Genomic DNA, 15062 nt, shown 5'->3' on the forward strand with positions numbered 1-15062 from the left:
CCGTAGACTGGGTCCCGTGAGTGAGCAGCAGCCCGAGAGCCACGACCGAGACCACGCCTCCGACGAGTTCGACCAGATAGTCGCGGAGGAGGCCGACCGCGACCCCGACCTGGCGGTGATCGAGGCCGGCAGCCGTACCCTGCGCGCGCAGGCCGGACCGCCGCAGGGCGACCCGGTGCCGTCCCGTCCGGAGGACCCGGAGGTGGCGAAGGCGCTGCTGGAGGTGGAGCAGGAGCTGGCCACCCGCTGGGGCGAGACCAAGCTGGAGCCCTCCGTCAGCCGGATCTCCGCGCTGATGGACGTCCTGGGCGAGCCGCAGCGCGCGTACCCGTCGATCCACGTGACCGGCACCAACGGCAAGACCAGCACCGCCCGCATGATCGAGGCCCTGCTGAACGCCTTCGAGCTGCGCACGGGCCGCTACACCAGCCCGCACGTGCAGTCGGTCACCGAGCGGATCAGCCTGGACGGCGCCCCGATCAGCGCCGAGCGCTTCGTCGAGACCTATCACGACGTCAAGCCGTACGTGGAGATGGTCGACGCCGCCGAGGAGTACCGGCTGTCCTTCTTCGAGGTGCTCACGGGCATGGCGTACGCGGCCTTCGCGGACGCGCCCGTGGACGTGGCCGTCGTCGAGGTCGGCATGGGCGGCAGCTGGGACGCCACGAACGTCATCGACGGCACGGTCGCGGTGATCACCCCGATCAGCCTCGACCACACCGACCGGCTCGGCACGACGCCCGGTGAGATCGCCCTGGAGAAGGGCGGCATCATCAAGCAGGACGCGACGGTGATCCTGGCGCAGCAGCCGGTGGACGCGGCGCAGGTGCTGCTGAAGAAGGCCGTCGAGGTCGACGCGACGGTGGCCCGCGAGGGCATGGAGTTCGGAGTCGTCTCCCGCGAGGTGGCGGTCGGCGGCCAGATGCTGACCCTGCGCGGGGTGGGCGGCGAGTACGACGGCATCTTCCTGCCGCTGTACGGGGCCCACATGGCGCACAACGCGGCCGTCGCGCTGGCGGCCGTCGAGGCCTTCTTCGGGATCGGCGGGGAGCACGCCCGCGAGCTCGACGCGGACACCGTGCGGAAGGCCTTCGCCTCGGTGACCTCGCCGGGCCGCATGGAGGTCGTGCGCCGCAGCCCGACCGTGGTGCTGGACGCCGCCCACAACCCGGCGGGAGCGCGGGTGACCGCCGAGGCCGTCACCGAGGCCTTCGGCTTTAGCCGGCTGATCGGGGTCGTGGCGGCCAGCGAGGGCAAGGACGTCAAGGGGGTGCTGGAGGCCTTCGAGCCGATCTTCGCGGAGGTCGTCGTCACGGAGAACACCAGCCACCGGGCGATGGGCGCCGACGAGCTGGCGGCCGTGGCCGTCGAGGTCTTCGGCACCGACCGGGTGCAGGTGGAGCCCCGGCTGGACGACGCGCTGGAGGCGGCCGTCACCCTGGCGGAGGAAGAGGCGGAGTACGGAGGGGCCGGGGTCCTGGTGACCGGTTCCGTGATCACGGTGGGCGAGGCCCGCCTGCTGTTCAAGAGAGGCTGAGGGATCGATGCGCACGCTCTGCGCGAGCACGCTGATCGGTGAGTTCTTCATCGTCGGCTTCGCGGGCCTGGTGGCCATGAAGAACCCGGACCTGACCCAGGCCCAGGTGTGGACGGTCTGCGGCGTGACGATGCTGCTGTCGGTGCTGCTGTGCGGGATGCTCTCCCGCCCGGGCGCGGTGCAGCTCGGCTGGGCGCTCCAGGTCGGGCTGATCGCGAGCGGCTTCGTGGTGCCGACGATGTTCTTCCTGGGCGCGGTCTTCGCCGCCCTGTGGTGGTGCTCGGTGCACTACGGCCGGCGGATCGACGCCATCAAGGCCCGCTGGGCCGAGCAGGCGGAAGCCGCTGCTCCTGACGCTGCGTGACGGTTCACCGTGACGGCCCTGTAGATTCGCCCTACCGCACCCGTATGCCGCAAGGAGTTGCCACCATGACCCAGCGCACCCTCGTCCTGCTCAAGCCGGACGCCGTCAGGCGCGGCCTGATCGGCGAGATCATCGGTCGCATCGAGCGGAAGGCCGGCTGGACCGTTCCCGCGCTGGAGCTGCGCACGCTGGACGCGGAGACGCTGGAGACCCACTACGGCGAGCACAAGGGCAAGCCCTTCTACGAGCCGCTCATGGGCTTCATGTCCAGCGGTCCGGTCGTCGCCCTGGTGGTCGAAGGGGAACGCGTGATCGAGGGTGTCCGCCAGCTGGCCGGACCCACCGACCCGATCGCCGCGGCGCCCGGCTCCATCCGGGGGGATTTCGGGACCATCACCCGGGAGAACCTGATCCACGCCTCGGATTCCGAGGAGTCCGCGGAGCGCGAGCTGAAGCTGTTCTTCCCCGCGCTCTGATTACTCTTTCCTGACGCGACATCAGCCGAATAGCGCTCATGACCTGGGGCGACCGAAGTAATTTCGGTCGCCCTTCGGTATTACCGGGCCCCACCGGGAACGCATGGGCAGGACGCGACGTCACCACTAAGGGGGCGGGTATCCGTTCCGGCGGGATTGCCGGAGTCCCGTCGCGCGGTGTCCGTACTTGCGGCACTACGATGGGGCCTCCACCCACACACCCACCTCGCCGACCTGACAGCAGCCGCTATCAACTGGAAGGCCAGACGCTCCTCATGGGGAACAAGGGGAACAACATGTCGTTCATCGGCCGTGACATGGCGATCGACCTCGGGACCGCCAACACGCTGGTGTACGTGAGGGGCCGGGGAATCGTCCTGAACGAGCCGTCCGTGGTCGCCATCAACACGAACACCGGTGGCATCCTGGCGGTCGGCTCCGAGGCGAAGAAGATGATCGGCCGGACGCCCGGCAACATCGTCGCCGTACGCCCCCTCAAGGACGGCGTGATCGCCGACTTCGAGATCACCGAGCGCATGCTCCGGTACTTCATCCTCAAGATCCACAAGCGCCGCTACCTGGCCCGCCCCCGCGTGGTGGTCTGCGTACCCTCCGGCATCACGGGAGTGGAGCGGCGCGCCGTCATCGAGGCGTCCACGCAGGCCGGCGCCCGTCAGGTGCACATCATCGAGGAGCCCATGGCCGCCGCCATCGGCTCGGGCCTGCCCGTCCACGAGGCCACCGGCAACATGGTCGTGGACATCGGCGGTGGCACCACCGAGGTCGCCGTCATCTCCCTCGGCGGAATCGTCACGGCGCAGTCCATCCGGGTCGCCGGCGACGAGCTGGACAACGCGATCATCCAGCACATCAAGAAGGAGTACTCGCTCCTCCTCGGCGAGCGCACCGCCGAGCAGATCAAGATCACCATCGGGTCGGCGTACGACCTCGACAAGGACGAGCACACCGAGATCCGCGGCCGCGACCTCGTCTCGGGCCTGCCCAAGACCGTGGTCATCTCCGCGGCCGAGGTGCGCAAGGCCATCGAGGAGCCCGTCAACGCCATCGTCGACGCGGTCAAGACGACCCTCGACAAGTGCCCGCCGGAACTCTCCGGCGACATCATGGACCGCGGCATCGTCCTGACCGGTGGCGGAGCCCTGCTGCGCGGCCTGGACGAGCGGCTGCGCCGCGAGACGGGCATGCCGATCCACATCGCCGAGGATCCCCTCGACTCCGTCGCACTCGGCTCCGGCAAGTGCGTGGAGGAGTTCGAGGCCCTCCAGCAGGTCCTGGACGCCCAGCCCCGACGATGACCGGATCCCCGTCGAAGGGGCAAGCGGAACACAAGGATCCGCCGTACGGGTGCTACCGCGCCCGTGCGGCGGATCGTTGATATACAGGCACAGTCCGGTCGGAGTCCCGGTTCCGCCGGAGCGGCTCCGCCGCACGGGTATCTACGAGGAAGGCACGGCCGCCGCACGTGAGGGACACACGAGAAAGCCGGCTGCTCCTGGTGCTTCTGATCGCCATCGCGTTCGCGTTGATCACGGTGGACATCAGGGCGGGCGAGGAGTCGCCGGTCGACGGTGCCCGGCAGGCCGCCGCAGCGGTCTTCGGCCCGGTCGAGAAGGGCGTCGCGACCGCGGTGGACCCGGTCGCCAACGCCATAGGGGCCGTCCGCGACTCCGGTGAGCGCCACAACCGGATCGCGACGCTCGAACGCGAGAACAGCATGCTGAAGGCCAAGCTCGGCAGCGAGGACCAGACCCGCAGCCGGATTCGCGAGCTCGACGAGATGCTCAAGCGGGCCGGCGCCGGACAGTACGGCATCAAGGGCGCCGAGGTCATCGCCATAGGAGCGGCCCAGGGCTTCTCCTGGACCGTCACCATCGACGCGGGCAGCAAGGACGGCATCGAGCGCGACATGACCGTCCTCAACGGGGACGGGCTCGTCGGCCGGGTCGCCACCGTCGGCCCCGACACCGCCACCGTCGTCCTCGCCAACGACCCGGACTTCACCGTCGGCACCCGCCTGGAGAAGACCGGCGAGCTCGGCTTCGCCACCGGCCAGGGGGACCGCGCCCTGTCCGTCCAGATGCTCAACGGCAAAGCCAAGATCAACCCCGGCGACCGCCTCGTCACCTTCGGCTCGCGCGGCAACAAGCCCTTCGTGCCCGGCGTCCCGATCGGCGAGGTCGTCAAGGTCGACCCCTCGCGCGGCGACCTGACCCGCACCGTCTGGATCCGTCCGTTCGTCGGCTTCTCCCGCCTCGACATCGTCGGCGTCGTGGTGATGCCCCCGCGCGAGGACCCGCGCGACGCGGTCCTGCCGCCCAAGCCCGAGGCACCCAAGCCCACCCCGACCGTCACGGTCACCGTCACCCCGTCCGCCGGCGTGTCCGGCAAGCCGGCCGACGAGTAGGAGCTGACCGTCATGCGCTTCAACCGGATCCTGCTCTCGGCCACACTCATCGTGGTCGCCCTCGTCATCCAGGTCAGCGTCCTCGGCCGGCTCCAGCTGCCCGGCGCCGTCCCCGACCTCGTGCTGCTGACCGTCGTCGCCCTCGCCCTGGTCTACGGGCACCTCAGCGGCGCCCTCATCGGCTTCGGCGCCGGACTCCTCGCCGACCTGGCCCCGCCCGCCGACCACGCCGCCGGGCGGTACGCGCTCGTGCTGTGCCTGATCGGCTACCTCGTCGGCCTCGCCCGGCCCGACAGCGGGCGGTTCCGCTCGGCCTGGGGCCCGATGCTCACCGTCGTCGCCGCCGCGATCGGCTCCACCCTGCTCTACGCCGGAGTGGGCGCCCTCGTCGGCGACACCGCCGCCCGGCACGTGGGCCTCACCGGCCTGCTGTTCACCGCGACCCTCTACGACCTGCTCCTCGCGCCCTTCACGGTGCCCTTCATCATGGCCCTGGCCCGGCGCGCCGAGAACGACCCGATGGCCGTCGACGCCGCCGGCGGACCGGCCCAGGGCAACGACGTGTCCTCCGGCTGGCTGGCCGGCGGCACGGGACTGCGCATCGGCAGCCAGCGCGGCGGCCTGCGCCTGCGGGGCTCGCGCGTCCGCGCCAACCGGGCCGGCCGGATAAAGGGCGTCAAGGCGGTGAAGAGCGTGAAGAAACTGTGAGGAGGGAGCGGACGTGACCAACACCCCCGACACCGGCCGCACCCCCCGGGTGCGGATCCGCCTCGTCATGATCCAGGTACTCGTCCTCTCGATGTTCGTCACCCTCGGCGGACGTCTGTGGTACCTCCAGATCCGCAACGGCGCGGAGTACTACCACGAGGCCAAGAGCAACCACGTCCAGCGCGTCGTCCAGCCCGCCGTCCGCGGTTCGATCCTCGACGCCCGCGGCGTTCCGCTCGCCGACAACGAGACGCGCCTGGTCGTGTCCGCCAGCCGCACCCAGCTGATGAAGATGAAGGACAGGGGCAAGGCCGTCATGACCCGCCTCGCCGGAGTCCTGGACATGGGTCCCAAGGAGGTCATGGACAAGGTCCGCCTCTGCGACTCCGAAACCCCCAAGCCCTGCTGGAACGGCTCCCCGTACCAGCCGATCCCCGTCACCCTCGAAGCCACCACGCAACAGGCGCTGCAGATCCGCGAACGACCCGCCGACTTCCCCGGCATCACCGCGGAGCCCACCGCCGTCCGCCGCTACCCGGCCCCGGGCGGCGCCCGTACCTCCCAGGTCCTCGGCTACCTCTCGCCCGTCACCGACGAAGAGATCCAGAAGGCCAAGGACACCGACTCGCCCCACCTGCGCTCCGACCAGGTCGGCCGCTCCGGCATCGAACGCACCTACGACAGGCAGCTGCGCGGCAAGGCCGAAGTCACCTCCTACGAGGTCGACAACCTCGGCCGCGTCATGGGACAGACCAAGTCCGACCCCGGCGTCCCCGGATCCACCCTCGTCACCAGCATCGACGCCAGGGTCCAGGCCGTCGCCGAGTTCGAACTCCAGGCCGCGATGAAGACCGTCCGCCAGGAGACCGACAAGATCACCGGCCGCAAGTACGAGGCCGACTCGGGCGCCGTCGTCGTCATGGAGACCAAGACCGGCCGCATCGTCGCGATGGCCTCCCAGCCCGACTACGACCCCAACGCCTGGGTCGGCGGCATCTCCGGCGCCGACTACGCCAAACTCACCACCAAGAGCTCCAACTACCCGCTGCTCAACCGGGCCATCCAGGGCCAGGCCCCCGCGGGCTCCATCTTCAAGGTGGTCTCGGCGAGCGCGGCCGTGCGCGCCGGCTACGACTTCGACGACAAGTACAACTGCAGCAGCTCCTACAGCCTCGGCGGCCGGAGCTTCGCGAACTTCGAGTCCAAGGGCCACGGCCCCATCACCCTCGGCGACGCACTCAAGTTCTCCTGCAACACCGTCTTCTACGCACTCGGGCACAAGGAGTGGCAGCGCGACGGCGGCCTCAAGCCCAAGAAGGACGCCCACGACTGGTTCTACCGCACCGCCCGCGAATTCGGACTCGGCGCGGAGACCGGGGTCGACCTGCCCAACGAGGTCACCGGCCGCATCCCCGACCGCGGCTGGAAGAAGAGCTTCTGGGCGGCCAACAAGGACTCCTGGTGCAAGCAGGGCAAGAAGGGCGGCACCTACGTCGAGCAGATCGCCTACGAGAGCTGCCTCGAAGGCAACCAGCTGAAGGCGTTCGACAGCATCAACTTCGCCATCGGCCAGGGCGACGTCCTCGTCACCCCCATCCAGATGGCCACCGCCTACTCGGCCATCAGCAACGGCGGCACCCTCTTCAACCCCACCGTCGGCAAGGCCGTGATCAGCCCCGACGGCAAGCACATCGACATGATCAAGCCCGCGTCGCACGGCCGGCTGCCCATCGACGCCAAGACCGTCAACGACCTCGACAAGGGCCTGCGCTCCGTCGTCGCACCCGGCGGCACCGCCGCCTGGCGGTTCGGCGGCTGGCCGCTCGACAAGATCCCGATGCGCGCCAAGACCGGCACCGCCCAGGTGTACGGCAAGCAGACCACCTCGTGGCTGGCGACCTACACCGACGACTTCGCCATCGTCATGACCATCTCCCAGGGCGGCACCGGCTCCGGAGCCTCCGGACCCGCCGTCCGCAACCTCTACAACGCCATCTACGGCCTCGACATGGCCGGCAACCAGGACCCGAAGAAGGCCCTGCTGCCGAGGCCCGAGGCGAAACTCCCCAGGATCCGGCCCGACGGATCCATCGACTCCCCCGAGATCCGGCCGTACGTGCCACCGTCTCCGGAGGACCTGGCGCCGGCCGTACTCGCCGGGCCTCCCGCTGCGCCTCCCGCCTGGCACGACTGAGGACAGAACACACCGACATGCAGACCGCGAACAAGTTCTCCGTCTCCCGGTACGCGCCCCAGCGCGGACCGGTGGCCCGGCTCACCGCACGGGACTCCGTGCTGCGCCGGCTCGACTGGCCGATACTGCTCTCCGCGCTGGCACTGTCCTTCATCGGGGCCCTGCTGGTGTGGTCGGCGACCCGCAACCGGACCTCCCTGAACCAGGGGGACCCGTACTACTTCCTCTTCCGGCACGCCATGAACACCGGCATCGGCCTCGTGCTGATGATCGGCACCGTCTGGCTCGGGCACCGCACCCTGCGCGGCGCCGTGCCCATCCTGTACGGGCTCTCGCTGGTCCTCATCATCGCGGTCCTCACCCCGCTGGGCGCCACCATCAACGGCGCCCACGCGTGGATCGTGATCGGCGGCGGCTTCTCGCTCCAGCCCTCCGAGTTCGTGAAGATCACGATCATCCTGGGCATGGCGATGCTGCTGGCGTCCCGGGTCGACGCGGGCGACCTCGACCACCCCGACCACCGCACCGTGGTGAAGGCGCTCTGCCTGGCCGCCGCCCCGATGGGCATCGTCATGCTGATGCCCGACCTCGGCTCCGTCATGGTGATGGTCGTCATCGTGCTCGGCGTCCTGCTGGCCTCCGGCGCCTCCAACCGCTGGGTCCTCGGACTCCTCGGCTCGGGCGCCGCCGGCGCCATCCTCATCTGGCAGCTCGGCGTCCTCGACGAGTACCAGATCAACCGCTTCGCCGCCTTCGCCAACCCCGAGCTCGACCCGGCGGGCGTCGGCTACAACACCAACCAGGCGCGCATCGCGATCGGCTCCGGCGGCCTCACCGGCTCAGGACTCTTCAAGGGCTCCCAGACCACCGGGCAGTTCGTCCCCGAGCAGCAGACCGACTTCGTGTTCACCGTCGCGGGCGAGGAACTGGGCTTCATCGGAGCGGGCCTGATCCTGTTCCTGCTGGCCGTCGTGCTGTGGCGCGCCTGCATGATCGCCCGGGAGACCACCGAGCTCTACGGCACCGTCGTCTGCGCCGGGATCATCGCCTGGTTCGCCTTCCAGTCCTTCGAGAACATCGGCATGACCCTCGGCATCATGCCGGTGGCCGGACTGCCCCTGCCCTTCGTGTCCTACGGCGGATCCTCGATGTTCGCCGTGTGGATCGCGGTCGGCCTGCTCCAGTCCATCCGGGTGCAGCGGCCCATGTCGGCCTGACACGGGTCCGGCGCCGCCCGGACGTGCGACGGAGGCGGGCCGGGACGTTCCCGGCCCGCCTCCGCCACGACCGGGCGTACTGCCGCCGCGCGCCGAACCGGTCTAGATTCGGTTCATGGCGGACAGCAAGCGTGAGATCGAGCGGAAATTCGAGTTCGCGCCCGGGAAGGCCGGCAAGGGCGAAAAACCCGGGAAGCGCGCGAAGGCCGGGGCCGGCCCCCTACCCCTGCCGGACCTCACCGGCACCGCCGGGATCGCGGAGGTCCGCGACCGCGGCACCGTCCACCTCGACGCCGTCTACTACGACACCCCCGACCGGCGCCTCGCCGCCGACGGGCTGACGCTGCGGCGCAGGACCGGCGGCGACGACGCGGGCTGGCACCTCAAACTGCCCGTCTCCCCGGGAATCCGCGAAGAGGTCCACGCCCCCCTCTCCGACGCCGTCCCGCACGACCTCGCCGCCCTGGTCCGCTCCCGGGTCCGCGGGGCCGCACTCGAACCGCTGGTCCGGCTGCGCTCCGAGCGCCACCTCCGCGACCTCCTCGACGGCGACGGGAACCCCCTCGCGGAACTGTGCACCGACGCCGTACGGGCCGAGCGCGGCGAAGCCGTCGCCACCTGGACCGAGGTCGAGGTGGAACTCGCCGACGGGACCGCGGGAGCGGACGGCGACCCGGCCGGGGAAGAGACCGGCACCGCCCTCCTCGACACCATCGGGAAGAAGTTCCTCAAGGCCGGACTCCGCGCCTCCGACGCCCCCTCGAAACTCGCCCGCGCCCTCGCCGAGACCGACGCCGGGGCCGGGGCCGGGGCCGACGCCGACGCCGACGCCGACGCCGACGCCGAGACCGGGACCGGGGCCGAGACCGACGCCGAGCCCCCGGAGGGCACGGCGGCCGCGTACGTGCTCGCCTACCTGCGCGAACAGCGCGACGTGATCGTCGCCCTCGACCCCGCGGTCCGCCGCGACCTGCCCGACTCCGTCCACCAGATGCGCGTCGCCGTCCGCCGCACCCGCAGCGCCTTCAAGACCCACCGCAAGGTCCTCGACCGGACCGTCACGGACCCCCTCGGCGAGGAACTGAAGTGGCTCGGCGGCGAACTCGGCGTCGACCGCGACCGGGAGGTCCTGCGGGAGAGGTTCCGGACCCACATCCGGGAACTGCCCCGCGACCTCGTCGTCGGACCCGTCCGAGGCCGCCTGCGCACCTGGAACGAGACCCGCCGCCGCGACTCCCGGCGCCGCGCCCTGGCCGCCCTGGACAGCCCGCGCCACATCAGCCTCCTCGACGCGCTCGACGCCCTGCTCGCCGGACCGCCGCTGCTCAAGGCCGCGGACCGCCCCGCGGAGAGCGTCCTGCCCAAGGCCGTCCTCCACGACTACGACCGGCTCGCCGAGCGCGTCGGACACGCGCTCGAACTCGCCCCCGGCCACGAACGCGACCTCGCCCTCCACGAGGCGCGCAAAGCCGCCAAACGGGCCCGCTACGCGGCGGAAGCGGCCGTACCGGCCCTCGGCAAACCGGCGAAACACCAGGCGAAGGCCATGAAGAAGGTCCAGACCCTGCTCGGCGGCCACCAGGACAGCGTGGTGGCCCGAGCCGCCCTGCGCGGCCTCGCCGACCAGGCCGCGGGCGCCGGCGAGCCCTCCTTCACCTGGGGCGTCCTGTACGCCCGGGAGGAGGCCCTGGCGCAGCGGCAGGAGGACGAGCTCCCGGGCGTCTGGGCGAAGGCCGCGGACCCACGCCTGCGGGCCGCCCTCAAGTGATCATGTGGGCAGGGGCCAGTGGGCCTCGGGGTACGCTTGAGAGTCGCCCCCTGCCCGCTTCACGAAAGTCGCGTGATGTCCGAGTCGGTCTTCCCACAGCTCGAAGCTCTGCTCCCGCATGTGCAGAAGCCCATCCAGTACGTCGGTGGTGAGCTCAACTCCACCGTCAAGCCGTGGGACTCCTGCGACGTCCGCTGGGCGCTGATGTACCCGGACGCGTACGAGGTCGGGCTGCCCAACCAGGGCGTCATGATCCTCTACGAGGTGCTGAACGAGCGCGAGGGAGTGCTCGCCGAGCGCACGTACTCGGTGTGGCCGGACCTCGAAGAGCTGATGCGCGAGCACCAGGTCCCGCAGTTCACCGTCGACAGCCACCGCCCGGTCGGCTCCTTCGACGTGTTCGGACTGTCGTTCTCCACCGAGCTCGGCTACACGAACATGCTGACGGCCCTGGACCTCGCGGGCATCCCGCTGGAAGCCAGGAACCGTACGGTCGACCACCCCATCGTCCTCGCGGGCGGTCACGCGGCCTTCAACCCCGAGCCGATCGCGGAGTTCATCGACTGCGCCGTCATCGGCGACGGCGAGCAGGCCGTCCTCGACATGACCGAGATCATCCGCGCGTGGAAGGCCGAAGGCCGGCCCGGCGGGCGCGAGGAGGTCCTGCTCCGCCTCGCCAAGACCGGCGGCGTCTACGTCCCCGGTTTCTACGACGTCGAGTACCTGCCGGACGGCCGCATCGGCCGTGTCGTGCCGAACCGCTCCGGCGTGCCGTGGCGCGTGTCCAAGCACACCGTCATGGACCTCGACGAGTGGCCGTACCCCAAGCAGCCCCTGGTCCCGCTCGCCGAGACCGTCCACGAGCGCATGTCCGTGGAGATCTTCCGCGGCTGCACCCGTGGCTGCCGTTTCTGCCAGGCCGGCATGATCACGCGCCCCGTGCGGGAGCGAAGCATCACCGGCATCGGCGAAATGGTGGAGAAGGGTCTCAAGGCGACCGGCTTCGAAGAGGTCGGCCTCCTCTCGCTGTCCTCCGCGGACCACACCGAGATCGCCGACATCGCCAAGGGCCTCGCGGACCGCTACTCGGACGACAAGGTGGGCCTGTCCCTGCCGTCGACCCGCGTGGACGCGTTCAACGTGGACCTGGCCAACGAGCTGACCCGCAACGGCCGCCGCTCGGGCCTCACCTTCGCCCCCGAGGGCGGCTCCGAGCGCATGCGCAAGGTCATCAACAAGATGGTCTCGGAAGAGGACCTGATCCGCACCGTCGCCACCGCCTACGGCAACGGCTGGCGCCAGGTGAAGCTGTACTTCATGTGCGGCCTGCCGACCGAGACCGACGAGGACGTCCTCCAGATCGGTGACATGGCGGTCAACGTCATCGCCAAGGGCCGCGAGGTCTCCGGGCAGAACGACATCCGCTGCACCGTCTCCATCGGCGGGTTCGTGCCCAAGCCGCACACCCCCTTCCAGTGGGCCCCGCAGCTGTCGGCCGAGGAGACGGACGCGCGCCTCACCAAGCTCCGCGACAAGATCCGCGGCGACAAGAAGTACGGCCGCTCCATCGGCTTCCGCTACCACGACGGCAAGCCGGGCATCGTCGAGGGCCTGCTCTCGCGCGGTGACCGCCGCATCGGTGACGTCATCCGCGCCGTGTACGAGTCCGGCGGCCGCTTCGACGGCTGGCGCGAGCACTTCTCGTACGACCGCTGGATGGAAGCCGCCGAGAAGGCGCTGCCCGCCTACGGCGTGGACGTGGCCTGGTACACGACCCGCGAACGGACGTACGAGGAAGTCCTGCCCTGGGACCACCTGGACTCCGGCCTCGACAAGGACTGGCTCTGGGAGGACTGGCAGGACGCCCTCGACGAGACCGAGGTCGAAGACTGCCGCTGGACCCCGTGCTTCGACTGCGGCGTGTGTCCTCAGATGGACACGAGCATCCAGATCGGCCCGACCGGCAAGAAGCTGCTGCCGCTGTCGGTCGTGAAGTGACCTCCGGCCGTACCGGCCGCTGATCCCGCGACGCGTCCCCCACCGTGCACGGTGGGGGACGCGTTTGTTTGCGCCGGGCCGCAACGGGTTGGGGGCGGGGGGTGTCCTTAGGGGTATGGAAACCGAGGAGGTACGGGGCGGGCGCGGGGGTGAAGGGTGCCTGGTGGGGGTCGTCAGGGTGCCCGTGAAGGTCGTGGCCGTGCTGGTCGTCCTGCCCGTACGGCTCGTCTGGGACCTGCTCGTGCTCGCCGCGCGCACCGTGCACCGCCGCGTCCTGGCACCCGTCTGGCAGGCCCTGGCGTGGCTCGGGCGGGGGGTCGGGCTGGTGCTGAAGTGGCTGGCGCTGGGCGTCTTCTACTGGCCGTGGGTGGGGCTGTGGCGCCATCTCGTGGTTCCGGTCGGCGGCGCCGTGTACCGGTACCTGCTGGTCCCGCTCGGGCGCGGCGTCGAACTGGCCGTCCTCGCCCTCGGCCGGCACGTGCTCGTGCCCGTCGGCGCCGGACTCGTATGGCTGACCGTGGCCGCGTACCGCCACCTGCTGGTTCCGCCCGCCGCCGGCCTGGCCTGGCTGGCGCGGCGCCTGTACCGGTACGCGCTGACCCCGGTCGGGCACGGGCTGCGGTGGTTCCTGCCGAGGGCGTTCGCCGCCGTCTTCGTGTGGCCCTGGGCGGCCCTGTGGCGGTACGTGCTCGTCCCGGTCGCGACCGCCGCCCACCGGTACGTCCTGCGCCCGGCCGGGCAGGGGATCGCCTGGCTGGCGCGGGGCGCCGGGCTGCTGCTGAGGTGGCTGGCGCTGGGCGTCTGCTACTGGCCGTGGGTGGGTCTGTGGCGGTATCTGGTGGTTCCGATCGCCGCCGGGGCGTACCGGTTCCTGCTGGCCCCGCTCGGCCGGGGGCTGTACCGGTACGCGCTCACCCCCCTGGGACACCTCCTCGCCGGCGCCTGGCACCTCGCGGGCCGGGTCAGCCGGGCCCTCGGCCGGGGCCTCCTCTGGCTCTGGCGCGGCTGCGTCGCCCGGCCCTGCGCCTGGGCCCACCGGCGGATCGCCACACCGGCCGGGCACGCCGTCCGCAGGCTGTGGCACACCGCCCGCGCCTCGGTCCGGGAGGCCCGTGCCGAGGCACGACGCCTGCTGTTCGGTGCTCCTCCCGGGGAACCGGCGAGGTCACGGGCGCGTACTCTGGGTAGTACGACAGCCGCAGGCAACACGCCCGCCCCCGAGATCTCCCCGCACAAGACGCGGGGGTGAGCCGGAGGCAGGGCGCGGCCGGCAGGCTCCACAGACACTCAGGGCGACGTGCGAGCCGCGACGCCCCGCACAAGGAGAAGAACCACTGGGCAAGCGACAGCCCGAAGGCCCGCCTCCCGCACCGGTGGTGCAGCGCATCCGACTGCGCTACACCAAGCGTGGCCGCCTCCGGTTCACCAGCCACCGAGACTTCCAGCGCGCCTTCGAGCGGGCCCTGCGCCGCGCCGAGGTGCCCATGGCGTACTCGGCGGGCTTCACCCCGCACCCCCGGGTCTCGTACGCGAACGCCGCCCCGACCGGGACGGGCAGCGAGGCCGAGTACCTGGAGATCGCCCTCGCCGCGGCCCGCGACCCCGAGAAGCTCCGCGAGCTGCTCGACGAGTCGATGCCCGTCGGCCTGGACATCACCGAAGCCGTCGAGGCCCGTACGTCGGGGCTCGCGGACCGGCTGACCGCGTCCGTGTGGGAGCTGCGCCTGGAGGGCGTGGAGCCCGCGGAGGCCGAGCGGGCCGTGACGGCGTTCCTCGCCGCCGAGACCGTGGAGGTGCAGCGACGTACCAAGAACGGCATGCGAACCTTCGACACCCGATCCGCGGTGGTCACTCTCGAAGCACTTCCGGCTCCGGCTGATAGGCCGCTGGACAATGCCTGTGCGATACTGCGGCTGGTTGTTCGGCATTTGACACCTGCCGTGCGACCCGACGACGTCCTGTCCGGTCTCCACGCTGTGGCCGACCTGGCGCCGCCGGTCCCCGCAGCGGTGACCAGGCTGGCGCAGGGGCTCTTCGACGAGGAGTCCGGCACGGTGACCGACCCGCTCGCGCCCGACCGCGAGGCCGTCACGGCCGCCCCACCCACGGCCGCCGTAACGGCCGACGCGAAGGCGCCGGAAGGTCCCGCCGCGTAGGGATCGTCGTCGTCGCGCCGCCCTGGCACTCGGAGCCACCTGGGTCGGGCAGCGCACTGACCTGAAGACTTCCGCCAGGCCGTACGGACAACACGTACGGAACCGGCGGCCATGGACTACAGCTCCCGTGTGGCGAACGCGCCCCGGAGGCCGGCTCCGCGCTCATTACGCGGGGCCGTGCCGGACCGGACGTCAGCCGCGGCGCCCGGGAGCGTGACG

Annotated in this window: 12 protein-coding genes; all 12 read left to right on the forward strand. The window is 71.0% G+C overall.

Features of this window, described 5'->3' with window-relative positions; translation table 11 throughout:
- The first annotated feature begins 16 nt into the window (after positions 1-16).
- The 12 genes from ABZZ17_RS09845 (at position 17) to ABZZ17_RS09900 (ending at position 14843) form a co-directional block, all read left to right on the forward strand.
- Positions 17-1537, forward strand: coding sequence for a folylpolyglutamate synthase/dihydrofolate synthase family protein (locus ABZZ17_RS09845; RefSeq protein ID WP_356873944.1), 1521 nt, complete (start codon positions 17-19; stop codon positions 1535-1537).
- Between the two features lie 7 nt (positions 1538-1544).
- A complete protein-coding gene (locus ABZZ17_RS09850; RefSeq protein ID WP_356873946.1) occupies positions 1545-1901 on the forward strand; it encodes a DUF4233 domain-containing protein in 357 nt (118 codons plus the stop codon).
- 65 nt (positions 1902-1966) lie between these two features.
- On the forward strand, positions 1967-2377 hold the full coding sequence (gene ndk, locus ABZZ17_RS09855; protein WP_356873948.1) for a nucleoside-diphosphate kinase: 411 nt from the start codon (positions 1967-1969) through the stop codon (positions 2375-2377).
- A 296-nt stretch (positions 2378-2673) separates the two neighbouring features.
- Positions 2674-3693 carry a rod shape-determining protein gene (locus ABZZ17_RS09860; RefSeq protein WP_008738981.1) on the forward strand — a complete coding sequence of 340 codons (1020 nt, stop codon included), beginning with the start codon at positions 2674-2676 and terminating at the stop codon, positions 3691-3693.
- Positions 3694-3860: 167 nt separating this feature from the next.
- Positions 3861-4802 (forward strand): rod shape-determining protein MreC, encoded by a 942-nt coding sequence (gene mreC, locus ABZZ17_RS09865; protein WP_356873950.1) that lies wholly within the window; start codon positions 3861-3863, stop codon positions 4800-4802.
- A 12-nt stretch (positions 4803-4814) separates the two neighbouring features.
- On the forward strand, positions 4815-5510 hold the full coding sequence (gene mreD, locus ABZZ17_RS09870) for a rod shape-determining protein MreD (RefSeq protein WP_356873952.1): 696 nt from the start codon (positions 4815-4817) through the stop codon (positions 5508-5510).
- Positions 5511-5523: 13 nt separating this feature from the next.
- Complete coding sequence (mrdA, locus tag ABZZ17_RS09875) at positions 5524-7704, forward strand: penicillin-binding protein 2 (RefSeq protein WP_356873954.1); 2181 nt, start codon at positions 5524-5526, stop codon at positions 7702-7704.
- Positions 7705-7721: 17 nt separating this feature from the next.
- Positions 7722-8921 (forward strand): rod shape-determining protein RodA, encoded by a 1200-nt coding sequence (gene rodA, locus ABZZ17_RS09880; protein ID WP_356873956.1) that lies wholly within the window; start codon positions 7722-7724, stop codon positions 8919-8921.
- A gap of 115 nt (positions 8922-9036) precedes the next feature.
- Positions 9037-10689, forward strand: coding sequence for a CYTH and CHAD domain-containing protein (locus ABZZ17_RS09885; protein ID WP_356873958.1), 1653 nt, complete (start codon positions 9037-9039; stop codon positions 10687-10689).
- A gap of 72 nt (positions 10690-10761) precedes the next feature.
- The gene (locus ABZZ17_RS09890) at positions 10762-12687 is read left to right on the forward strand and encodes a TIGR03960 family B12-binding radical SAM protein (RefSeq protein WP_356873960.1); all 1926 of its coding nucleotides are present in this window, start codon (positions 10762-10764) and stop codon (positions 12685-12687) included.
- Between the two features lie 163 nt (positions 12688-12850).
- Positions 12851-13936: a hypothetical protein gene (locus ABZZ17_RS09895; protein WP_356873962.1), complete on the forward strand. Its 1086-nt coding sequence runs from the start codon at positions 12851-12853 to the stop codon at positions 13934-13936.
- Between the two features lie 127 nt (positions 13937-14063).
- Complete coding sequence (locus tag ABZZ17_RS09900; RefSeq protein WP_356873964.1) at positions 14064-14843, forward strand: TIGR03936 family radical SAM-associated protein; 780 nt, start codon at positions 14064-14066, stop codon at positions 14841-14843.
- Positions 14844-15062: the final 219 nt, after the last annotated feature.

It is taken from the genome of Streptomyces sp. NPDC006512, from assembly GCF_040611935.1.
Lineage (GTDB): Bacteria > Actinomycetota > Actinomycetes > Streptomycetales > Streptomycetaceae > Streptomyces.